The 21,807-nt window shown below is 64.7% G+C and carries 20 protein-coding genes and 1 pseudogene; 10 read left to right on the top strand and 11 right to left on the bottom strand.

The window, feature by feature from the left end:
• Nucleotides 1-72 precede the first annotated feature (72 nt).
• Entirely contained in the window at nucleotides 73-807 is a 735-nt protein-coding gene (locus NHH73_11020) for a response regulator transcription factor (protein USX28776.1), read from the top strand.
• Nucleotides 807-2,084 (top strand): ATP-binding protein, encoded by a 1,278-nt coding sequence (locus NHH73_11015; GenBank protein ID USX28775.1) that lies wholly within the window; start codon nucleotides 807-809, stop codon nucleotides 2,082-2,084. Before NHH73_11020 ends, NHH73_11015 begins: the two co-directional genes overlap by 1 nt.
• A gap of 57 nt (nucleotides 2,085-2,141) precedes the next feature.
• On the opposite strand, the gene sppA is transcribed toward NHH73_11015, so the two are convergent.
• The 3 genes from sppA to NHH73_11000 all read right to left on the bottom strand — a co-directional run bounded on the left by sppA (nucleotide 2,142) and on the right by NHH73_11000 (nucleotide 6,384).
• The gene (sppA, locus tag NHH73_11010; protein USX28774.1) at nucleotides 2,142-4,016 is read right to left on the bottom strand and encodes a signal peptide peptidase SppA; all 1,875 of its coding nucleotides are present in this window, start codon (nucleotides 4,014-4,016) and stop codon (nucleotides 2,142-2,144) included.
• A gap of 32 nt (nucleotides 4,017-4,048) precedes the next feature.
• On the bottom strand, nucleotides 4,049-5,512 hold the full coding sequence (locus NHH73_11005) for a sodium:solute symporter (protein ID USX28773.1): 1,464 nt from the start codon (nucleotides 5,510-5,512) through the stop codon (nucleotides 4,049-4,051).
• 89 nt (nucleotides 5,513-5,601) lie between these two features.
• A complete protein-coding gene (locus tag NHH73_11000) occupies nucleotides 5,602-6,384 on the bottom strand; it encodes a DeoR/GlpR family DNA-binding transcription regulator (GenBank protein ID USX28772.1) in 783 nt (260 codons plus the stop codon).
• A 160-nt stretch (nucleotides 6,385-6,544) separates the two neighbouring features.
• Here NHH73_11000 and NHH73_10995 point away from each other — a divergent pair, with 160 nt between their 5' ends.
• Nucleotides 6,545-7,099 (top strand): sugar O-acetyltransferase, encoded by a 555-nt coding sequence (locus NHH73_10995; protein USX28771.1) that lies wholly within the window; start codon nucleotides 6,545-6,547, stop codon nucleotides 7,097-7,099.
• A gap of 13 nt (nucleotides 7,100-7,112) precedes the next feature.
• Here the strand turns inward: NHH73_10995 and NHH73_10990 are convergent, their stop codons facing one another.
• On the bottom strand, nucleotides 7,113-8,747 hold the full coding sequence (locus NHH73_10990) for an ATP-binding domain-containing protein (protein ID USX28770.1): 1,635 nt from the start codon (nucleotides 8,745-8,747) through the stop codon (nucleotides 7,113-7,115).
• A 262-nt stretch (nucleotides 8,748-9,009) separates the two neighbouring features.
• Nucleotides 9,010-9,786, bottom strand: a pseudogene (locus NHH73_10985) (MFS transporter).
• A gap of 194 nt (nucleotides 9,787-9,980) precedes the next feature.
• On the opposite strand from NHH73_10985, the gene NHH73_10980 reads away from it, so the two are divergent.
• The 3 genes from NHH73_10980 (at nucleotide 9,981) to NHH73_10970 (ending at nucleotide 11,628) form a co-directional block, all read left to right on the top strand.
• Nucleotides 9,981-10,190 carry a DUF3820 family protein gene (locus NHH73_10980; protein USX28769.1) on the top strand — a complete coding sequence of 70 codons (210 nt, stop codon included), beginning with the start codon at nucleotides 9,981-9,983 and terminating at the stop codon, nucleotides 10,188-10,190.
• 89 nt (nucleotides 10,191-10,279) lie between these two features.
• The gene (locus NHH73_10975) at nucleotides 10,280-11,311 is read left to right on the top strand and encodes a M4 family metallopeptidase (protein USX28768.1); all 1,032 of its coding nucleotides are present in this window, start codon (nucleotides 10,280-10,282) and stop codon (nucleotides 11,309-11,311) included.
• 17 nt (nucleotides 11,312-11,328) lie between these two features.
• The gene (locus NHH73_10970) at nucleotides 11,329-11,628 is read left to right on the top strand and encodes a hypothetical protein (protein ID USX28767.1); all 300 of its coding nucleotides are present in this window, start codon (nucleotides 11,329-11,331) and stop codon (nucleotides 11,626-11,628) included.
• Here NHH73_10970 and NHH73_10965 read toward each other — a convergent pair.
• The 6 genes from NHH73_10965 to NHH73_10940 form a co-directional block, all read right to left on the bottom strand.
• Complete coding sequence (locus NHH73_10965) at nucleotides 11,625-12,014, bottom strand: DNA-binding protein (GenBank protein ID USX29607.1); 390 nt, start codon at nucleotides 12,012-12,014, stop codon at nucleotides 11,625-11,627. The genes NHH73_10970 and NHH73_10965 overlap by 4 nt on opposite strands.
• Nucleotides 12,014-12,379 (bottom strand): glutaredoxin, encoded by a 366-nt coding sequence (locus NHH73_10960; GenBank protein USX28766.1) that lies wholly within the window; start codon nucleotides 12,377-12,379, stop codon nucleotides 12,014-12,016. Before NHH73_10960 ends, NHH73_10965 begins: the two co-directional genes overlap by 1 nt.
• Nucleotides 12,380-12,507: 128 nt before the next feature.
• Nucleotides 12,508-13,089 carry a YSC84-related protein gene (locus NHH73_10955; protein USX28765.1) on the bottom strand — a complete coding sequence of 194 codons (582 nt, stop codon included), beginning with the start codon at nucleotides 13,087-13,089 and terminating at the stop codon, nucleotides 12,508-12,510.
• Nucleotides 13,090-13,197: 108 nt separating this feature from the next.
• Nucleotides 13,198-15,369, bottom strand: a complete 2,172-nt coding sequence (locus NHH73_10950) for an EAL domain-containing protein (GenBank protein USX28764.1) — start codon at nucleotides 15,367-15,369, stop codon at nucleotides 13,198-13,200.
• Nucleotides 15,362-16,372 carry an HDOD domain-containing protein gene (locus tag NHH73_10945; GenBank protein USX28763.1) on the bottom strand — a complete coding sequence of 337 codons (1,011 nt, stop codon included), beginning with the start codon at nucleotides 16,370-16,372 and terminating at the stop codon, nucleotides 15,362-15,364. The genes NHH73_10950 and NHH73_10945 overlap by 8 nt, the downstream gene beginning before the upstream one ends.
• A gap of 112 nt (nucleotides 16,373-16,484) precedes the next feature.
• On the bottom strand, nucleotides 16,485-17,417 hold the full coding sequence (locus NHH73_10940; protein USX28762.1) for a LysR family transcriptional regulator: 933 nt from the start codon (nucleotides 17,415-17,417) through the stop codon (nucleotides 16,485-16,487).
• A 173-nt stretch (nucleotides 17,418-17,590) separates the two neighbouring features.
• Between NHH73_10940 and NHH73_10935 the strand changes: the two genes are divergently transcribed.
• From NHH73_10935 to NHH73_10920, 4 genes are all read left to right on the top strand, one after another.
• Nucleotides 17,591-18,292: a pirin family protein gene (locus NHH73_10935; GenBank protein USX28761.1), complete on the top strand. Its 702-nt coding sequence runs from the start codon at nucleotides 17,591-17,593 to the stop codon at nucleotides 18,290-18,292.
• A 137-nt stretch (nucleotides 18,293-18,429) separates the two neighbouring features.
• The gene (gene ribA, locus NHH73_10930; GenBank protein USX28760.1) at nucleotides 18,430-19,083 is read left to right on the top strand and encodes a GTP cyclohydrolase II; all 654 of its coding nucleotides are present in this window, start codon (nucleotides 18,430-18,432) and stop codon (nucleotides 19,081-19,083) included.
• A 30-nt stretch (nucleotides 19,084-19,113) separates the two neighbouring features.
• Complete coding sequence (locus NHH73_10925; GenBank protein USX28759.1) at nucleotides 19,114-20,757, top strand: serine protease; 1,644 nt, start codon at nucleotides 19,114-19,116, stop codon at nucleotides 20,755-20,757.
• Nucleotides 20,754-21,755, top strand: a complete 1,002-nt coding sequence (locus tag NHH73_10920; protein ID USX28758.1) for an FHA domain-containing protein — start codon at nucleotides 20,754-20,756, stop codon at nucleotides 21,753-21,755. Before NHH73_10925 ends, NHH73_10920 begins: the two co-directional genes overlap by 4 nt.
• Nucleotides 21,756-21,807 lie beyond the last annotated feature (52 nt).

Here is a 21,807-nt window from a genome sequence, read left to right as displayed (position 1 = left end):
CTTTGAGACCTGGTACATGGCGGCGGCCGCCCAACCTTGTGAAGCCGCGCGCCTGTCCGTAGAATGAACCGCATGAATACGACAAACGACCGCATACTGCTGGTGGAGGACGATCCCCGCCTGGCCGAGATGCTCACCGAATACCTGAGCCAATCCGGCTTCCGCGTCACGCATGCGCCCAATGGCCGCACGGCCGTCGGCCACATCGGGGCCGGCGAGGTCGACGCCGTGGTGCTCGACCTGATGCTGCCCGATATGGACGGCCTGGAGGTCTGCCGCCAGGCGCGCGCCGTCTCGGACGTGCCGGTGCTGATGCTGACCGCGCGCGGCGACGCCATCGACCGCATCGTCGGCCTGGAAATGGGCGCCGACGACTACCTGCCCAAGCCTTTCGAGCCACGCGAGCTGCTGGCGCGCCTGCGCGCCATTCTGCGCCGCCGGGTCGATCTCGGCCATCTGGACAGTGCGCCGCGCGGGGCGGGAACGCTCGGGCGCGGCGAATTCCTGCGCTTCGGCCGGCTGGAGATCGATCCCGATTCGCATTCCGCCCGGATCGACGGCGTGCCCTGTGAACTGACCGCCTACCAGTTCGACCTGCTGCTGGTGCTGGCGCGCCACGCCGGGCGCGTGCTCTCGCGCGACAGCCTGATGGAACTGCTCAAGGGCGAACCGATCGAAGCGTTCGACCGATCGATCGACGTCCACATGTCGCGCATCCGCGCCGCCGTCGAAGACGACCCCAAAAAACCGCGCCGCATCATTACCGTGCGCGGCGCCGGCTACCTGTTCGCCAAGGTGCAGGATTGATGAAGCGCCCGAACTTCGGCATCGGCGTCGGGCTGCCGCGCCTGTACCTGCGCTTCTACGCGGCGATCCTGATCATCCTGTTGCTGTTCTCGCTGGCGGTGAAGCAGGTGTGGAGCCGCAGCGGCGGGCCGCTGGAGCGCTCCAACGTCACCTTGTCGCGGGTGATGCAGAACGTGCTGGCGCCGCCGGACGCGCCGCGCGCGCAGCAGCAGGCGGCGCTGGAGAACGTGGCCAGGGGCCTGAACGCGCACATGACGCTCTACACCCGCGACTGGAGGGCGCTGGCGGTGGTCGGCGAGCAGATCCCGGCGCGCCACTGGCGCCAGCGCGGCATCACCGGACCGCCGCCGGAATCGTTTGTGCGGCTGCCCGACGGCCGCAAGCTGCTGTCGAGCGAGCCGCTGGGCTTCGCGCGCCCAAGGGGAATGCTCAACAACGCGCTGATGCTGCTGGCGGTGGGACTGGGCATCGCCGCCTTTCCACTGGTGCGCGGGCTGACCAAACGGCTCGAGCGCCTGCAGCACGGTGTCGACTTGCTGGGCGCCGGCGACCTGAAGGCACGCGTGCAGGTCGAGGGCAAGGACGAAGTGGCGCGGCTGGCGCTCAGCTTCAACCGCGCCGCCGACCAGATCGAGCAGCTGGTCGGCGCCCACAAGACGCTGCTGGCCAACGCCTCGCACGAATTGCGCACGCCGCTGGCGCGCATCCGCCTGGCGCTGGAGTTGATCAAGGACGGCGTCGACGCCAAGCGCCGCGCCGGCCTGGAACAGGACATCGCCGAACTCAATGAACTGCTCGACGAAATCCTGCTGGCCAGCCGGCTGGGGGCCGTGGTCGACGACACCACCCTGGAGGAAATCGACCTGCTGGCACTGGCGGCGGAGGAATGCGCACGCTACGACGAAGCGGTGCTCGATGGGGAATCGGCCGTGATGCAGGGCGATCCGCGCCTGCTGCGACGCTTGTTGCGCAATCTGCTGGAGAACGCGCACCGGCACGGCAAGCCGCCGGCGAATGTGAGCATCGCGAATGACGGCGGCACGGCCAGGCTGACGGTGTGGGATAACGGACCGGGCGTGCCGGAAGCGGAATTCGAACGGGTGTTCGAGCCGTTTTATCGCCGCCGCAATACGCGGGACAACAGTGGCGCGGGGCTTGGATTGGCGCTGGTGCGGCAAATCGCGCGCCGCCATGGCGGCGAGGCGCGTTGCGTGTTGATGGCCGATGGGCGGAGCGGTTTCGAGATCACGTTACCGCTGGCATCGGGTAAAGCATAAAGAATAGCGCATAAAACGTCGGCGGCCCGCACAAGCGCCGACGACAACGTCAATCAATTATGGCGACTCGCACAGGCAGTGCGTGATCGCGGTGAACGGCTTGCGCGACGCCGTCAATTCGGACAACCAGCCCAGATCCTTGGCAATGCCGGTCGCCGCACTTGGCGGCAAACCGGTGCTGGCCGCCACGCCCAGATTCACCTGCTGGCTGATCGCCTTGGCCACCGCCTGCGCCGCCGAACCGCCCAGCATATCGACAATGCGATCGAACTTGCTGGTTTCACGCTCGATATACACCACGCGGAAATCGCCGCCAAGGCTGGCGCGCTTGGCCGCCGACTTCAACGCATCGTTGTAGCTGCCCAGCGTATCGACCAACCCGCGCTCCTTGGCCTGGGCGCCGGTCCATACACGGCCCTGCGCCACCGCGTCGATTTTTTCCGGCGTCGTCTTGCGCGCCTTGGCCGCGCGGGTCGTGAACTCGGCGTAGATATGGTTGATGCTGCCCTGGATGACCTGCGCGAAACGCGGATCGAGCGGACGCAATGGATTGCCGGCGTCGCCCAGCCAGGTGGTCGGCTGGCCGGCGGTGTGGATGCCCAGCTTGTCGATCACCTTGTCGGCGGTCGGCAGGATGGCGAACACGCCGATCGAACCGGTGATGGTGTTGGCGTCGGCGATCACCTCGTCGGACGCCATCGACATCCAGTAACCACCGGAAGCGGCCACGTTGCCCATCGAGACCACCACCGGCTTGCCGGCGGCGCGCGTCAATTCCAGCTCGCGGCGGATCAGCTCCGAGGCGAAGGCGCTGCCGCCGGGCGAATCGACCCGCAGCACGATGGCCTTGATGCCGTTGTCCTCGCGCGCCGCGCGTATCAGTTTGGAGGTCGAATCGCCCCCGATGGCGCCGGGACCGGCGGTGCCGTCGCTGATCTCGCCCTGCGCCACGATCACGCCGACAGCGTCGCCGGTCAGCTTGTGCGGCGCGCGCGCCAGGTATTCGTCGAAGCCGACCTGGCGGAAGCTCTTGCCGTCGAGGTCCAGCGCGCCGCGATTGATCATCATCTGGCGGATTTCATCGCGGGTTTTCAGGCCGTCGACCAGCTTGTCCGACAGCGACAGCTTGCCCATGTCGCCATTGAGCGCGGCCACCTTGGCCGGCAGGTCGTTGATGTTCTTCATGATCTGCCCCTGCGGCATCCTGCGCGCCTTTTCGACGTCATTGGTGTAGGACGTCCACAGCGCGGTGTTCAGATACGATTCCGCCTCGCTGGCCGCCTGCGACGGGCCGTTGGCGATATACGGCTCGCCGAAGCTCTTGTAGGTGCCCACGCGCAGCAGGTTGACCGTCACGCCGACTTTATCGAGGGCGTCGCGGTAGTAGTTGCGATAGCGGCCGAAACCCTCCATCAGCACCATGCCCATCGGGTGCATATAGACCTCGTTGGCATGGGCGGCCAGCAGATACTGGCGCTGGTCGTAGCTGGAACCCCAGGCCACCACCTTCTTGCCGGACGCCTTGAAGCGGTCCAGGCCCGCCGCCACTTCGCGCAGCATGGCCTGGCCGCCGCCTTCCATTTCGTCGGTCAGCAGCACGGCGGCGCCAATCGACGGATCCTTGGCGGCCGTGTCGAGCACCGTAAGCACGTCGCGCAGCTGGATCATCTTCAGCGTTTCGCCGCCGCGCGCGCTGGTGACCAGCGCCTCGCGCGCGCTGACGCTGGACTGTTCGACCAGTTGCCCTTTCAGGTCCAGCACCAGTGTGGTCTTCGGTCCCAGCGGTTTGAAGCCGCCGCCGAAGATGGCGTAGGCCAACGCGATCAGCAGCGCCAGGAACAGCAGGTTCAGGATCGTGCGGCGGCCGGCGTCGAGCGCCCGCCAGAAGAAAGCGAAGCCGCTACGAATATAGGAAAACGGTGATCGGGCCATTGACACTCCAAGTGATTGCGTAATTTACAAGATCATACTTCATGCGGCCTGCGCTGTCCCGGTACGGAAATAAGGAGCAAGCCTCCAAACACCAGCAAACCGTTCATGATAAGCAATTCCAGGCCCAAACGATAGTTACCAAATAGTAATTTCTGATTAACGTCGACGATGTAACACAGCGCGGGACCGGCCAGTGCCACCAGCGGCACCCAGCGGTCGCGCACCGCGCGGCGGGTCAGGATGCCGAAGGCGAACAGGCCCAGCAACGGACCGTAGGTATAGCCGGTCAGCTTCAGCACCAGCCCCACCATGCTGGCGTTGTCTATCCATTTGAACATCAGCACCAGCAACAGGAACAGCGCGCAGAAGCCCAGATGGACGCGATGACGCCATCGTACCTTGGCCGCTTCGGCCAGATCGGTGCGGCGCTGCACGCCGAGGATATCGATGCAAAAGGTGGATGTCAGCGCGGTCATCGCCCCGTCCGCGCTGGGGAACAGCGCCGAGACCAGGCCGATGAAGAAAATCAGTTGCAGCGCCGCCGGCATGTGGCCCATTACCACCGCCGGGAAGATCTTGTCGCCGCTGGCCGTCAGCCCCACCGTCGGCGCGTACAGGTACAGCAGGCCGCCGAGGAACATGAACAGCACCAGCACGGCGGACAGGATCACCGTTAGCATCAGCATGTTCTTTTGCGAGTCGCGCAAGGTCTTGACGGAGATATTCTTCTGCATGATCTCCTGGTCCATGCCGGTCATCGCCAGCACGATGAAGAAGCCGGCCAGCACCTGTTTCCAGAAATAGGCGGGACTGTCGACCGACGTCGTGATCACGTGGGTCAGGCCCTGGGCCTGCATGCGCGCCAGGCTCTCGGGCAGGCTGAGGTTCATGGCGTGCAACAGCCAGCCGACGCAGACCACCAGCCCCAGCACCATGCCGGTGGTTTGCAAGGTGTCGGTCCAGACGATGGTTTTGACGCCGCCCTCGTAGGTGTACAGCAAGATCATGCCCAGGATCACCAGAGTGGTCAGCCAAAATGGCACGCCCAGGTCGTCGAGGATGGTGATCTGCAGGATGTTGACGACCAGATAGAGCCGGGCGGACGCGCTCAAGGTGCGCGACAGGATGAAAAAAGCGGCGCCGCTCTGATATGAGCGCTTGCCGAGCCGGACATCGAGGTAGTGATAGATCGAGGTCAGCTTGAGGCGGTAATACAGCGGCAGCAGGATGGTGGCGACGGCGATATAGCCGAGCACGTAGCCGAGGATCACCTGCAAATAGCCGAAGCCGTCGCGCCCCACGGCGCCGGGCACGCTGACGAAGGTGACGCCGCTCAGGGTGGTGCCGACCATGCCGAACGCCACCAGCATCCAGTTGCTGCTTTTATTACCGATAAAGAAACTGTCGTTGGTGGCGTTGCGGGAGGTGCGCCAGGCGACCGCCAGCAATAAAGCGAAGTAAGCGAAAACCAGGCAAAACAGCGTGACAGCAGACATAAGGATTATCCAGCGGCAAGTAATTCAAATCGCCGCCAATATACACCCCGGCCCACTTCCCCGTGCGGGACCTTACGCCTGCTGGCGAATCACGCCGCTTCCCATGGTCCCGCTCTGGACACCACGGCGTCCGCTTCCAGCAGCGGCTGGAGCGCCGCGTCGGGCACATCATGCTCGAGGATGAAGCCGCTGATGCCGTTGATGTGCGCCACGCGGAATGGCGCGCTGGCGCCGAGCTTTTCGTTGGTGGCCAGCACCGTGATCCTGGCGCTGGCGGCGACCAGCGCCCGCTTGAACTGGGCGTCGGCCGGGTCGAAGGCGCTGACGCCGGTGGACGCGGCGATCGCGCACGCGCCGAGGAACAGGCGGTCGATATTCATGCCCGATACCGCGGCGATGGCACCGGCGTCGACGCTGCCGCCCAGCGCCGGCGTAACCACGCCGCCGACCAGGATCAGCCGCAGATCGGCGCGCTTGAGCACGGCGGCGGCGATGTCGATGGAATTGGTGGCCACCGTCAAGTCCAGGCCGTCCCTCAGAAACTCGACGATGAGCAGGTTGGTGCTGCCGCAGTCGAGAAAAATCAGCTGTCCGGGCTCGACCGTGGCCGCCGCCGCGCGCGCCAGCGCCGCCTTCTGACGCTGCGCGGTCTGTTTTCTGACCGCGATCGGCTGTGCCGCCGCCGAGGTCGGCATGGCGCCGCCATAGATGCGCTGGCACAGTCCCTCCGCCGCCAGCGCGCGCAGATCACGCCGCACGGCATCTTCGGAGACGGCGAATTCGGCCGCCAGCAAGGCGGCGGAAACCGTTTGGCCGTCGGCCAGCCGCTGAGCGATGGCGGCGCGCCGTTCGAGAGGGAGAATTGGGTTCATGCGTCATGATAACACGCACAAACGTGCATAAACAATCGACAATCGTCGCCTTTCAACGCGCCGAATGTGCGTAAAACCGTTGCATTGGCGAGGAGATTGGCGTATCTTCGCATCCACGTTAGTGCACGTTCATGCACGTTTATGCATAAAGGATACGAAATTGGAACAAACGCAAAAACAGAAAATGCTGGCCGGCGACTTCTATAACGCCACCGACGCCGAGATTCAGGCCGACCAAGCGGCCGCGCGCGACTGGATGGAACGCTACAACCGCAGCGTTGGCTTGACACCCGCGCAGCACCGTGACTTGCTGGTCGAGCGCCTCGGCGGCCTCGGCGAAGGCGTGGTGATCCGCCCGCCGTTCCACGTCGACTATGGCTACAACATCAAGGTCGGCAACGGCGTGTTTTTAAACTTCAACTGCGTGATCCTGGACGTGGTGCAAGTCGAGATCGGCGACATGACGCAAATCGGCCCTGGCGTGCAAATCCTCACCGCCGACCACCCGCGCGAGCCGGCGCTGCGGGCGCAAGGGCTGGAGTTCGGGCGTCCGATCCGCATCGGCCGCAATGTGTGGATAGGCGCGGGCGCGCTGATCATGCCTGGTGTGACCATCGGCGACGACGCGCTGATCGGCGCCGGCAGCGTGGTCACGCGCGACGTGGCGCCGGGCGTGACGGTGATGGGCAATCCGGCGCGGCCGCGCTCCGCCTGAGCGCGGGGGCGGGTCACATCCGGTCGAGCAACTGCTGCTCGGCGCGCTCGCTGAGCACCAGCACCAGCTTCAGCCTGGCGCGCGTCATGCCGACGAACAGCTTGCGCAGCACCCGGTCGTCGATCTCGGCGAAGTCGATCTCGGTGAAGATCACCGCCGGGGCCGACTGGCCCTTGAAGCGGTAGACCGACTCAGCCAGCAAGCCCCCTTCGCGGTACTCGGGGTTGCCGAACAAGTCATACACGCCGGTGAACGACTTCAAGGTGTGGGCATCGCTCAGTTTGTCCAGGTTGAGGATGGCCGACTTTTCGCGCCCGCGGAACGAGGCGATGGCGATATCCTGGCGCGCGAAGCCGGCGCCCAGGCACAAGGTGACGGCCTTGCGGGTTTGCGCCAGCATCGCCTCGGTATCGCCTTCCGGATACATCAACTCCTCGATATCGGCGCCCTTGAACGGACTGCCCGCCTCCACCGGCGAGGTGGTCGCGCCGATCGAGGCCAGCATATCGACGATCTGGCGCGGGCTGCGGTAATTGGTGTTCGAATGCAGCGTGACCCAGCCCGGCAGCGGCACCATCGCGCGGCCGTACAGGTTCTGGTTGGGGTCCTCGAGCCAGATCGCCCGGCCGTCGTCCTTGAGCATGCGCAGCAGGATATCGCGCCAGGCCGGCGAAAAATCCTGGCCCTCGTCGACGATCACCACGTCGTAGCGCCACTCCCCGGGCAGTGGCGAGGCCGTCATCTTCGCCTCGATCTCTTCCCACACGCCGGGGGCGCCGTACTCGGGCACCTGGTCCTGGGCACGCATGAAGGCGTCGCTGAGCATGTGGAAACTGGCGACCTTGCCGCCGGGCGGCACCAGGCGTTCGATATGGTCGGCCAGCGGCCGGTTGTAGCAGACGTACAGCGGCGACAGGCCGGCATCGATGGCGGCGGAATATTCGGCCAGCGCCAGCTGGGTCTTGCCGCTGCCGGCGGTGCCCACCACGTGCAGGCGGAACGGCGTAAATTCCAGCCGCCGCGCCCAGGTCGCCAGGCCGCCGGACAGCCGCGCGACCATTTGCGCGGCGTTGCCAATCATCGAACTGGGATCGGGCCGCAGGCTCAGCATGTTGCCGAGGAAGCGCGTGACCTTGTCGAATTGTTCGCCGGGCTTGGGATCGGTGATGGGCAGGATGTCGCGCACCACTTGCGCCAGGCGGTCCTTGCTGGTGGCGTCGATGATGTGACGCGGATCGATGCCCGCCAGATTCGCGTTGCGTACGGTGTAGTCGGGGCAGTACAGCAGGTAATCGATGGAGACCTCGCCGCCGAAGCGCTCGGTCAAGCCCTTGATCGAACGCATGATGTGGTTGGCCACCTTGCGCGGCTTGCCTTCATAGTTGCGGACCAGGCCCTCCTGCGTCTCGTTGAGGAAACCGGACTTCTGCTCGATCAGCAGCATGCGCCCGTTGGGGGCGACGATGATGAAGTCGATCTCGCCGTACGCCGAGAAACCGTTCTCGACATTGGTCCAGTGGACGCCGTGATAGATGCGATAGGGAGCGCTGGCGAGTGTGGCGTCGAGATAGGTCAGCGTCTCGATCTCGCGGGCGGCGGTGCCGGTGACGGCCATCTCTTGCCAGCCGGTAGGATGAAGATGAGCCATGAAATATGGGCGGGTCTGCCGTCAATGAAAAAAACATTGTAAAACAGATCCGGGGTCAGGTCCGCCATTGCTACACGAGCTCTGCGTAATAGCGCTCATACGGACCAGCACGTGTAGAATTGGCGGACCTGACCCCGGAGTATCCATGGAGTATTAGTGGGCGGCGACGCGGGCGCGCTTGGCTTCGCCCGCCGCTTGTTGGTGCGGATTGAGCCGGTCGAGGCGGCCGCTGAGCACGGTCAGGCCGAAGGCGCCCAGCACCCAGCTTGCCGCCCCAGATGTTGCCCACCGCGACCGAGACGCCGTACACCAGCATCACCAGCCCCACCGCGCCGGCGCTGAAGCCGGAGATCTCTTGCAGAATCGGCGCCAGATAGGTGAAGGCGATAAAGGTGCCGCCGTAGCCGACGGCAGTCATCGCGTACACCAGCAGCAGGCGCGGCTCGCCGAGCACCTTGACCTGCTGCAGCAGCGAGGCAGGCTTGCTGTGCTGGATCGTCGACGGCACGAACAGCAGGCTGCCGATGAACGCGACCACACCCAGCGCCGAGACCGCCAGGAAGGTTTCGCGCCAGCCGAAATGCTGGCCGATGAAGGTGCCGAGCGGCACGCCGGTCACCAACGCCACCGTGAGGCCGGTGAACATGATGGCGATCGCGCTGGCGGCCTTTTCCTTCGGCACCAGCGAGGTGGCGATGGTCGAGCCGATCGAGAAGAATACGCCGTGCGCCAGGCCGGTCAGGATGCGGGCGATCACCAGCGATTCGTAGCTGGGCGCTTTCCAGGCCAGCAGATTGCCGGCCGTGAACAGCACCATCAGCGAGACCAGCAGCGTCTTGCGCGGCAGCTTGCCGGTGAGCGCGGTCAGCACCGGCGCGCCGACGGCGACGCCCAGCGCGTACAGGCTGACCAGCAGGCCGGCCGACGGCAGGTTCACGCCCAGATCGGTGGCGATGGTCGGCAACAGGCCGACGATGACAAATTCGGTGGTGCCGATGGCGAACGCGCTGATGGTCAGCGCCAGCAAGGCAAGTGGCATGACTTCACTCCTTAAAAGTTAATGTCATGCAGTATCCGGGGTTTCGCGGCTGAGAAAAAGACACGAAAGGGTAGAAGATATTTGCTTGTGGCGCAAATATAAGTCGGTATAGCTTGAGCTCGTGTAGAAATGGTGGACCTGACCCCGGAGTGATTTATCATGGCGGGCTGCCGACTTCCTCCATCCTTTCCGAAATGAATTCAGAAAAACTCGCGCTGTTGCTGACGCGTGAAATGCCTTACGGTAAATATAAGGGGCGCAAGATCGCCGACCTGCCCGGCCATTACCTCGGCTGGTTCGCGCGCGAGGGCTTTCCGTCCGGCGAACTGGGGACGCTGATCGCGTTGATGTACGAGCTCGACCATAACGATTTGCGCGCCCTGCTCGATCCGCTGCGGCGCTGACGTCAGTGCCTTCTCCGTTGCAATAGGTGACATCGGACAATTTGGATTCCGTGTATAAAGTCGTTTATCGCTCACAGAGGAGATTGCCCATGGCGCACCACCCGTATCGCTGTACTTGCTTCATCATTTCATCGAAAATGCTGCGCCTGCTGGCCGACGAGACGACCGATGAACACGAGCGCTGCCTGCTCCTGGACCAGGCCGAGCTGTCGGCGCATTTGCGCGGCCAGCGCTCGGTCGCGACGCCGACGACCGCCGCCTTCGGCATCACCACCACCGGCGAAAAACGCCGCACCGTCTACGACGGCAAGAACAAGAGCGCCCTGCCCGGCAAGCTGGTGCGCGGCGAAGGGGCCAAGGCCAGCAGCGACGCGACCGTCAACCAGGCCTACGACGGCGCCGGCGCCACCTACGATTTCTTGTTCGAGGTGTTGAAGCGCAATTCCATCGACGACAAGGGCGTGCGGCTCGATTCGACCGTCCACTATCAAAAGAATTTCAACAACGCTTTCTGGAACGGCCAGCAAATGGTCTACGGTGACGGCGACGGCAAACTGTTCATGGGCTTTACCGGCGCCATCGACGTGATCGCCCACGAGCTGACCCACGGCCTGACGCAGAACGCCGTGCCCGGCGGCCTGGTCTACGAGGACCAGAGCGGCGCGCTCAACGAATCCATCTCCGACGTGTTCGGCAGCATGGTCAAGCAATGGAAACTCAAGCAGAGCAGCGACCAGGCCGACTGGCTGATCGGCGCCGGCATCATGGGACCGACCGTCGGCAAGGCCCTGCGTTCGATGGCCGATCCGGGCAACAAGGAACTTACCTGGTCCGGCGATGACCAACCTAAAACGATGGCCGGTTATATCGAGGACGGCGACGTCCATACCAACTCGGGCATTCCCAACCATGCCTTCTACGCGGCCTGCATCGCGCTCAAGGGCAACTCCTGGGACAAGGCCGGGCCGATCTGGTACAAGTCGCTGTCCTTGCTGACGTCCAACGCGAGCTTTGCGGACATGGCCAAGGCGACGATGCAGTCCGCCGAGCTGCTGTATGGGGCCGATTCGAAGGAACAACACGCCGTGCGGGCAGCATGGAAGCTGGTCGGTGTGATTTGAAAGGAAGCACGATGCGGATGACTTTGCGATGTACAGGCGGCTTCGCCGGACCGGCCGGGGCGCAAACGCGCACCATCGATCTGGCGCAGCTGCCGAATGAGCAGGCCGAGCAAATGCAGCAGCTGGTGCAGGCCTGCGACTTTTTCGCGTTGCCGGAAAAGCTGGTCAAGAGCGAGCCGAAGTCCTGGGATTTCCAGTACGACCTGGAGGTCGACGAGGGCCGGCAGGCCCACACCGTGCGCTACCACTTGGATGCGGTGCCGGAACAATTGCGGGCGTTGACCGAGAAGATCAACGACGAGGTCGATCCCGACTAGTCGATTGTCAGTTCCGGGTAACCGGTGAGCGGGTCGTGTTCGCGCGTGAAGCGCCGCTCCGGCAGCAAGGCCAGCAGCAATTCGGCCGTGGTGCGCACCACGCAACCCGGGGCGACATGCCCTCCGGACACCTGCCCGCGCGCGTCGGATACCGACATGTGCAGGTGGGCGCCGTCCGGCGCGATCGAGCCGGCCAGGGTCAGGATTTCCAGGTCGCCGTGCAGCGCCGTCGCTTGCGGCTGTCCGGCGTAGCGCAGTTGCGCCACGCTCAGGCTGCCTATCCCTTGCAGCACGAAGCCGGCCTGGTGGCCGCTGGCCAGCAAGGCCGCGACCACCGCGCCGCGCAGGTCGTCGCCGGGCTGCAAACGTAGCGGCAAGGTCAGCATCACGCCACCATCGTCGCGAACTCGCCGCTCTTGATGAGCCGTTGCAAATCGGTGGCGCCGCCGATCAGCACGCCCTTGACGAAAATCATCGGGAAGGTCGGCCAGCCGGTCCACATCTTCAACGCGGTGCGCGGGCGCCATTCGGAGAAGTAGTTGCCGTAGCTGAGGTATTTATAGGGGGTGCCGTTGGCGTCGAGGATCTGGCGGGCTTTGCGGGGGAAAGGATTGAGCCCCATGCCAACCACGACGACGCTGTTGGCGGCAATGGCGGCCTGGACTTCGGCGATGAGGTCGCGGCGATAGTCGCTGATGGGTGCGCGGATGGCGGGATGGATGTGGGCTTCGTCCAGGATGTTACGACTCATCGTGTTCCTCGTAGTCATGAAAACCGCAAGCGTAGCCGGTACGGACGCGAAGAGCCAGCGTTTTCCGTGCGGGTGGATTAGCGGGCAAGGCCCACATATCCCCCGCGTGGGATTTATAAACAATCCCGTTACAGCGCCAGCTTGGTGACCTTGGTGCCTTCCAGGCTGAGGTTGGCCATCAGTCCCGCGTTGGTCAGCACCAGCGCCTGCACCGGGCCGGTAGCGGTGGTGGTGTCGATCTCGCCGTTGGCGCCCACCTTGAGCAGCGCCACCGAACCATCCACACCCGCCGTCCAGCCTTTGCTATTGCGGAATTTATCCAGCGCTTCCCTGGTCATGAACAGCATCACCACGGCCTTCGACTGCGCGCCCGCCTGGAAACCGACCGACACCGACGTCATGCTGTAGTAGTCGGCCGTCTGCCCGCCCGCGCGCAGCACGCCGCGCCCATATTCGCCGCCCACCACCAGCCCCGCCGCCAACACGCGGGGGAACACCAGCACGCCATTGGCCTTGCGCACCAGCTCGCGCGAACCTTTGACCTCCTTGTACAGCCGCTCCAGGGTATCGTAGGAGCCGCGCTCGATCTCGGTCTTGACGGCGGCCGGATCGGACTTGGCATCGGTGGTGGTGGTCGTGCATCCGCCCAGGGCCAGCCCCGCGAAAGCGACGGCGGCGGTAGCGCGCATCAGAAATGTACGTTTTTGCATAGAAGTCTCCTGAAGAATAGTGAGCCAGCTTGCCAAAATAGCAGTCCGATTTTGGCACCTTTATTAAAAACGTGCCAACTCGCCGTGTCTCAGGTGCGCGACAGTGGACTAGGCCCGCGTGCCGAACGCCAATCGCTTGCCTTCGCGCAACATGGCAGCGAATTCCACCGCCGGCACCGGCTGGCTGAACAGGTAGCCCTGCAACTGGTCGCAGCCCAGCTCGCGCAGGAAACTCATCTGCTCGACCGTTTCCACGCCCTCGGCGACGATTTCCTGGCGCAGTTGCTGCGCCATCGTCACGATCGCGCGCGCGATGGCGCAATCGTTTTCTTCATACGGCAAGCCGACCACGAACGAGCGGTCGATCTTCAAGGTGCTGATCGGGAATTTCTTCAGGTAGGCCAGGCTCGAATAGCCGGTGCCGAAGTCGTCCAGCGCCAGCGACATGCCCATCGCCACCAGCTCGTTCATGATGGCGATGACGTTGTCGGTGCCGCGCACCAGCAGGCTCTCGGTGATTTCCAGGTTGATCTGGTCCGGCTGGACGCCATAGCGCTCCAGCACCGCCGCGATGCGCTGCGGCAGCTGGCTGTCGAACTGCCGCGCCGACAGGTTGACGGCAACCGGCGGCATAATAAGATTGTCCTCGCGCCAGTCGCGGATCTGGCGGCAGGCCTGCTCCAGCACCCAGGTGCCAAGGTCGAGTATCAGCCCGCTCTCCTCTGCCACCGGAATGAACACGCCCGGCGAAACCAGCCCGCGCACCGGATGGCGCCAGCGCAGCAGCGCCTCGGCGCCGACGATGCGGCCGCTGCGCAGGCTCACCTTCGGCTGGTAATACAGCAACAGCTCGTCGTTGACGAGCGCCTGGCGCAGCTCGCTCTCGAGCCGCAAATGCTCCTTGGCGCGCTGGTTCATTTCCTCGCTGTAGAACAGGAAGTCGGCCTCGATGTTCTGCGCCGCCTTGTTCATGGCGACGTCTGCGTAGCGGATCAAGGTCGGCACGTCGGTGCCGTCCTCGGTGTAGACGGTGATGCCGATATGCGCGCCCACCTGCAGGCTGTGGACGTCGATACGGATCGGCGCGGCCAGCGCCGCCAGCAGCTTTTGCGCGACGATGGCGGCGTGTTCGCGTTTTTCGATGTGCAGCAGCGCGACGGCGAACTTGTGGCCGTCGAGCCGCGCCAGCACGTCGGCCTCGCGCAGCACCGAGCGGAACAGACGCCCGATCTCGCACAGCAGCTCGTTGCCGACGTCGTTGCCGAGCGTGTCGCTGATGGCGCCGACGCGGGTGATTTCAATCACCAGCATGGCGCCGTACTCCTGCGAGCGGCGGTTCTCGGTCATCGCCTGGCCGACCAGCTGCGTCAGCAAGCACAGGTTGGGCAGGCCGGTCAGCGTGTCGTAGTTGGCCATGCGCTGCATGCGCGCCTGCGCGTCCTTGTGCTCGCTGATGTCGGAGAACAGCGAGAACGTGTGGCTGATCTTGCCGCGTCCGTCGCGCACCACGCTGATCGTCACCGATTGCGGGAACAATTCGCCATTCTTGCGCTTGCCGATGATCTCGCCGCGCCAGGGGCCGGCGCCCTGCATCGCCGCGCGCACCTTGGCGCGGAACTCGGCGTCGTGCACGCCCGAGCGCAGCAGGTCCGGCGTCTTGCCGATCGATTCCTCCGGCGTGTAGCCGGTGATGCGCGTGAAGGACGAGTTGATCGAGACGATGCGCTCGTTGGCATCGGTGATCAGCACGCCCTGGTCGCTATCCTCGATGATGCGCGCATGCAAGGTGATCTTGTCGGCCGCCGACAGCGCCTCGCCCACCCCGGCGAGCCGCACCAGCATGCCGACCGGCTCGCCGCTGTCGTCGTGGCGCAGGAAAATGTGCATGCGCACCCAGATGATCTCGCCGTTTTTCTTGCGGCGGCGCACCTCGGCGGTGGCGCCGGCCTCGCCGCCCGGCTCGCCGCCGTTTTCGACGCTGAGCTCGGCGATGGCGCCGTCGTCGTCATCCTCGGCGTACAGGAACAGCACGTGCTGGCCCAGCGCCTCGTCGGCGCTGTAGCCAAACATCTGCGCCGCGCCAGGGCTCCAGGCCGTCAGGTAGCCGGTCAGGTCCAGTTCCAGCACCGCGTGGTCGTCGGCATCGACCGACGGCGCCATCGCCGCGCGCGTCTCGACCAGCGCCGCCTCCAGGCTCGCCAGCGTGAGCGCCAGCGCCTCGCCCTGCTCGCCGCGGGCCCGCTGGCTCAGCGCCAGACAACGCTCTATCGCGTCAAACATTGGGTTTGCCCGCCTTGCCGGATGCGACCGTCTGCATCCATAAGTACGCGTCGGCGGCGACCTGGTTGAAATTGCCGGTGTCAATCTGCAGCGCTTGCAGACGCCCGGCCAGCGCGGCGTGATCGTCGCGTTCGGCCGCCTCCACCACGCCGAGCAGCTCGCCCAACTCGCCCTCGTGCGCCAGCAGCGCCTGCTGCACGGCCTCGCTCATCGTCAGCGGCTTGAGCACCTCGGGCAGCGACAGGCCGAACAGCACGCCCAGCAGCGAGAACATGCCGACCATGAACGCTTGCTCCTGCTGCGCCTTGCCCAGGCCGGCATCCCGCGCCAGCAATTCCATTGCACGCGCCCGCACCGCCACCCGCGCCAGCAGCATCGGCGAGCGCTGGTCGCCCTCGCGCGACGAGAACAGCATCAGGTTGAGCCAGCGCCGCAGCTGCGAACGCCCCAGGATCAGGATCGCCTGCGAAAAACTGGTGACGCGGCGGCCGGCGCCCATGCCCAGCGAATTGACCAGCCGCAGCAGGTGATACGACAGGGTCGGGTCCTGGCGCAGCAGCGCTTCGATCTCGTGGGTGTCGGCGTCGGCCGACACCAGTTGCACCAGCTGCAGCGCCAGCGCGCGCGAGGCGACCTGGCTGCCCACCGGCTTGGACGGCGGCGCCAGGAACCATTCGCCCTCGATCCACGCCACGCTGGACGGCAAGGCGCTGCCAAGTTCAGCGTCGGCGCGGTGCAGCTTCTCGACGGGCATTTTTTTCCAGCCCGCCTGGTCCAGTAATGTGCCGAGGGCGGCGCTCAGGCCGGCGCGGTAGAAACACCCCATGCTGCCGCCCGCCACGTCGCGCAACACATCGACGATGGCATCCGGCAACGCGGGCGGCAGTTCGGACTGATCGGGTTGCTCAAAAACGCCGGCGTCGAACAGCAGCGCGCCGGGCTGACCGTTGCGGTCGGCCAGCGGGTGCAGGAATACAGGCGGGATGGCAATCAGGGCGGTCATACATGATCCAGCAAAAACAGTCAGTTATGCTGCTATGGTACTCCGAAACAGTTGGCCTCGGTCAACATTGTCACGCCGAGTGACGCTTTCGCCCACGGTTTCCTGTTCTGCATCAAACGGATTGCGTGTGGTGGGGTAAATGACGCAGCAAGCGCTCGAACAGGCCCGGCTTCCGCATGCGGGCGATCCACCAGTTCAGCGCGGCGCCATGCTCGCCGCTGCGCCAGGCCAGGTAGAAGGTTTCGGCCGGCTTCGGCTCCTCGACCTGTTTTTCCACCAGCAGGCCGGCGTCGATGGCGGCGCGCGCGCACGGCTCCGGCAGGAAACCGAAGCCGGTGCCGGCCAGCTGGAATTGCAGCTTGGTTTTCATGTCCGGCACGGTCAGGGTATCCTGCCCCAGCAGCAGGCCGACGGTGCGCGGCGCCAGTTGGCGGGCCGAATCGGCAACGCTGACGGCCCGGTATTGTTGTAAATGCACGCGGCCGAGCGCGCCGTCGACGGCGGCCAGCGGGTGCGACGGCGCCACCGCAAAGACGAACTCGACCTTGCCGATCGGCTCGGAGACATAGCCGCCGCCGGCCGGACCGTCGCCGGCCACGCCCACCAGCAGGTCGGCACGGCGGTCCAGCAGCGCCTCCCAGGCGCCCGACAGCGTCTCCTTCACCACGCGCAGCCGGGTTTGCTGGGCGACCTCGTAGAAGGCGTTGATGTCCTCCAAGAACATGCAGGGCGAGAACATCGAATCCATGCCCACCGCCAACTCGGTCTCCCAGCCGGACGCCACGCGCCGCACCCGGTGCTCCAGGTCCTGCGCGGCCTTGAGCAGGTAGCGCCCTTCTTTCAACAGTTCGACGCCGGCCGCCGTCAGGACCACGCGCGGGCCGTTGCGCTCGAACACCTGGACGCCCAGGTCGTCCTCCAGTTTGCCGACCGTATAAGAGATGGTCGACGGTACGCGGTGCAACTCCTTGCCGGCGGCCGAGAACGATCCGCGACGGTCGATGGCGTCGACGATTTGCAGCGCTTCGAGGCTTAATCTGAGCATTCGATTTTTTCGATAGTAGAGGGGTAAATTTTCCGTTTTTTAATCCGGAATCCGGGGTCTATACTGTGATTCATGGATGCGGCGATAGTTAAAGAAACAGCGAAACAGCCTTCAAAATTATCGCACATCAGCTGAACACAACCTTGAAAACAATCGAAGAAACGGAGCTCATCATGTTGCAAATTCGTAAAAGTGAAGAACGCGGTCTGGCAAATCATGGCTGGTTGAATTCCCGCCACAGCTTCTCGTTCGGCAGCTACCATGATCCGAAACACGTCGGCTTCGGCCCGCTGCTGGTGATCAACGAAGACCAGGTCGAAGCCGGCCAGGGCTTCGGCACCCACGGCCACCGCGACATGGAGATCATTTCGTACGTGCTGAGCGGCGCGCTGGAGCATAAAGACAGCATGGGTACCGGTTCGGTGCTGCATTACGGCGACGTTCAACGCATGAGCGCCGGCACCGGCGTGCGTCACAGCGAGTTCAACGGTTCGCAAAAGGACCAGGTGCACTTCCTGCAAATCTGGATCCAGCCAGGTCAGGCCGGCATTCCTCCAAGCTACGAGGAAAAGCACTTCACGCCGGAGAGCAAACAAGGCCAGCTGCGACTGATCGCTTCGAACGATGGCCGCGAAGGCTCGGTGCTGGTGCATCAGGATGCCGCGATCTATGCGACGATCATGGCTGCCGGCGACAACCTGAAACACGAGCTGGGCAAAGGCCGCATCGCCTACGTCCATGTGATCCGGGGCGACGTGACCGTGAACGGCACCGCGCTCAAAGGCGGTGACGCGCTCAAGCTGACCGAGGAAAACCTTGTGACGCTGGAACAGGCAACCGATGCCGAAGTGCTGGTGTTTGATTTACCAAGTTAACCCTTCCCCATGGGAAAGGCTGGCCTAAAATAATTTTTCGCCAGTTTTGGTATGATGAAGGGCGCGCCGGGTCTGTTCGAACAGCCCGGCGCGCCTTTTTTACTTTATTACATCATCAATATTTGAAGAGCATAGCTATGTTGCAGAGCGCGGAAACACCGGCAAAAGACGAATTGGACTACATGACTTCGTGCGCCCTGCCGACGCCCTGGGCACAGTTCACCTTGCACGCCTTTGTCGAAAAGGCCACCGGCAAGGAACATCTGGCCATGGTGCTGGGCGATATCGGCGATGGCGAGCCGGTGCTGGCACGCGTGCACTCTGAGTGCCTGACCGGCGACGTGCTGTTCTCGCAACGTTGCGATTGCGGCGCCCAACTGGAAGGCGCGCTCAAGAAGATCGCCGCCGAAGGCCGCGGCGTGCTGCTGTACCTGCGCCAGGAAGGCCGCGGTATCGGCCTGATCAACAAGATCCGCGCCTATCGCCTGCAAGAGGCCGGCGCCGACACGGTCCAGGCCAACGAGCAGCTGGGCTTCAAACCGGACCAGCGCACCTACGGGCTGGTCAAGCCGATGCTGGCCCAGTTCGACGTTAAAAGCCTGCGCCTGATGACCAATAATCCGCGTAAGATTGATGCCATGACCAAACTTGGCATCGAGGTGGCCGAGCGCGTACCACTGCTCGTCAACCGCAATGCGTTCAACCAGCATTATCTGAACACCAAAGCTGCCAAGCTGGGCCATATGATGACGCCTTTGACGCCCGCCGCCGTGGAAGATGGCGCGCTCTGAGGTTGCCGATAGAATAAGTCTAAGGTTTGCATGAAATTCACAGCGCTTGCCACATCCATCGCCTTGACCGGGGCCTGCGCTGGCGCGCTGGCCGCCTCCACCACCTCGCCCCCCGCTGCGCCGACGCTGGCAGCCGCCGCCAACGCGGCCACCGCAGCGGCGACCACGACCGCGACGGCAGCGACCACCACTGCAACGACCGCCACCACGCCGGCCAAGGGCAAGCAGCTACCGGCCGCGCAGCCGTCCCCGCCCGCCCCGCCTGATTCGGCCGACCCGTCCGCTGCCGGCACTGCGGCGGCAGATACCGCGCCGCTGCCGCCGCCGTCGAGCGCGGCCCAGCATTTATATGCGTCGGCCAAGAACGACATCCTGCAGGTGCGCTCGCTGCTGAAAAGCGGCCGCACGCAGTCTTCCGTTGGCTCGGGCTTTTTGATCGGCACCAGCAACCTCGTCGTTACCAACTACCACGTGGTGTCGCAGTTCGCGCTCGATCCGGACACCTACGTCGGCGAATGGGTCGACACCAGCGGCCAGCGCGGCAATGTGGAGCTGCTGGCGGTCGACGTGTTGCACGATCTGGCGGTGCTGCGCGTCAACCGCAACGGCACCGGCTTCTTCAAGATGCCGGACCAGCTGGCGCGCCTGACGCAGGGCCAGTATCTGTACTCGATGGGCAATCCGCTCGATCTGGGCTTCGCCATTTCCGAGGGCGCCTATAACGGCGTCATCGCCCGCAGCTTCTACGACCAGCTGATGTTTACCGGCCCGATCAACTCCGGCATGAGCGGCGGCCCCAGCGTGACGGTCGACGGCTCGGTGGCCGGCGTCAACGTCTCCAAGCGGCTCGATGGCGAGTTGGTCAGCTTCCTGGTGCCGGCCCGCTTCGCCCAGGACCTGTTGCGCAAGGTCGAGCAACAAGCCAAGGCGCCGGCCGATTTCACGTCGGTGGTGGCCGGCCAGCTGCTGAGCCATCAGCGCGCGATGGTCGATCAATTGCTATCGAGCCCGCTTAGCCTGAAGCCGATGGGACCGTACCAGGTGCCGGTGCGCGAATCGGAGCAGATGCGCTGCTGGGGCCGCTCCAACGTCAAGGCCGACAAGCCGTTCACGGTCGACGACGCCAGTTGCGCGATGGAGTCGGCGATCTTCGTCAGCGGCTCGCTGCAAACCGGGCAGCTCAGCATCCGCCACCAGTTCATCCGTAGCGCCGGCCTCGACAAGCTGCGCTTCGCGCAGCTGGCCAGCGCCTCGTTCAAGAACGAGCACTTCGGCAGCAACAAGGACACCCGCCTGACCGGTCCCAACTGCACCGAAGAGTTCGTCAAGAACAAGACCCTGCCGCTGCGTGCCGTGCTGTGCGTGCGCGCCTACCGCAAATTCGCCGGCCTGTACGACTTCGCGCTGCTGACGGCCACCACCGATCAAGGGTTGATGAGCCTGCAAAGCCGGTTGGATGCGCGCGGCGTTTCGTACGACAACGGCATGCGCGTGTCGCGCGTATTCCTCGAATCGCTGTCGCTGGCGTCGGCGGGTGCGCCTGTGCCCGCGCGCGCTCCGGCCGTGAAAGCGGCGGGCAAGCCGTCGACGACGACGCCGGCCAGCGGAGCCGCCGGCAAGGCGGCTATCCCCGCCCCGCCGCCGGCCAAGCCGGCCACGGGAGGCGCGCAATGATTGCCCCCTACTTCGTCGAAATCCTCGCCCGCAACGGCGACGTGCTGCACCGGCACAAGGCCGATACTTTGCCGATCCGTCTCGGCCGAAGCTACGACAACGACGTCATCCTCGACGACGCCCACAGCGCCGCCGCGCATGCCATCGTCGACCTCGATGACGCGCGGGAAAAGCTGGTGTTGCGAGACCTCGGCAGCAAGAACGGCACCTACGCGCGCGGCAAACGCCAGACCGATGTGGTGCTGGGCGGCGACACGGTCGTGCGCCTCGGCCACACCCGCCTACGCATCCGCGCCGCCGACTTCCCGGTGCCGGCCGAAATTGCCGACACCACCATGCACGGCTGGGAAGGCGCGACGCCAGCCACCATCGGCCTGGTGCTGATTGCCGTCTTCAGCTGTCTGGAGACATGGCTGTCCGATGTCGAACCGTTTGCGCTGATCCGTTATCTGCTGGTGCTTGCATCCAGCCTGGCCGCGGGCTTGCTGTGGAGCGGCGTGTGGGCGCTGGCCAACCGCCTGTTCGGCAGCCACGCGCGCATGGGCCGGCATCTGTTCATCCTGGGCAGCGGCCTGGCGGCGGTGGGCATCTGGCGCGCGGCCAGCAGCACCATGGCGTATGCGTGGTCGGCCGAAGCGTTCACGCGCTATGGCAACCTGGTCAGCCTGGCGATCGTCTGCGGAATGCTGTTCTTCCACCTGAAGACGATCAAGCCGCATTTGACGAGGCAGTTCGCCACCACCGCGACGATCATGATGCTGGTCGGCGCCGGCCTGATGCTGATGGCCAACCTGCAAGGCACGGGCCGCTTGTCGGACGAGCTCTACATGTCGGTATTGTTACCGCCGGAGGTCAAGCACAGCGCCGACCGCAGCGTGGACCAGTTCATGAGCAACGCGGCCGGGCTCAAGGCCGACACCGATGCCGCGCGGGCGCGCGGCGTCAAGGACGGCGTGGACGAAACGGACGATGACGACGATGACGCCAGCGCCGAGTGAGCCAATCAGTAACCCGGTAAGGCGGGGTCGTACCCATCGGGTGTATAGCCGG

Source organism: Oxalobacteraceae bacterium OTU3CINTB1 (genome assembly GCA_024123955.1).
Taxonomy (GTDB): Bacteria; Pseudomonadota; Gammaproteobacteria; order Burkholderiales; family Burkholderiaceae_D; genus Rugamonas.
The sequence above is the reverse complement of the archived record's forward strand: the minus strand, read 5'-3'. Positions and strand labels throughout refer to the sequence as shown.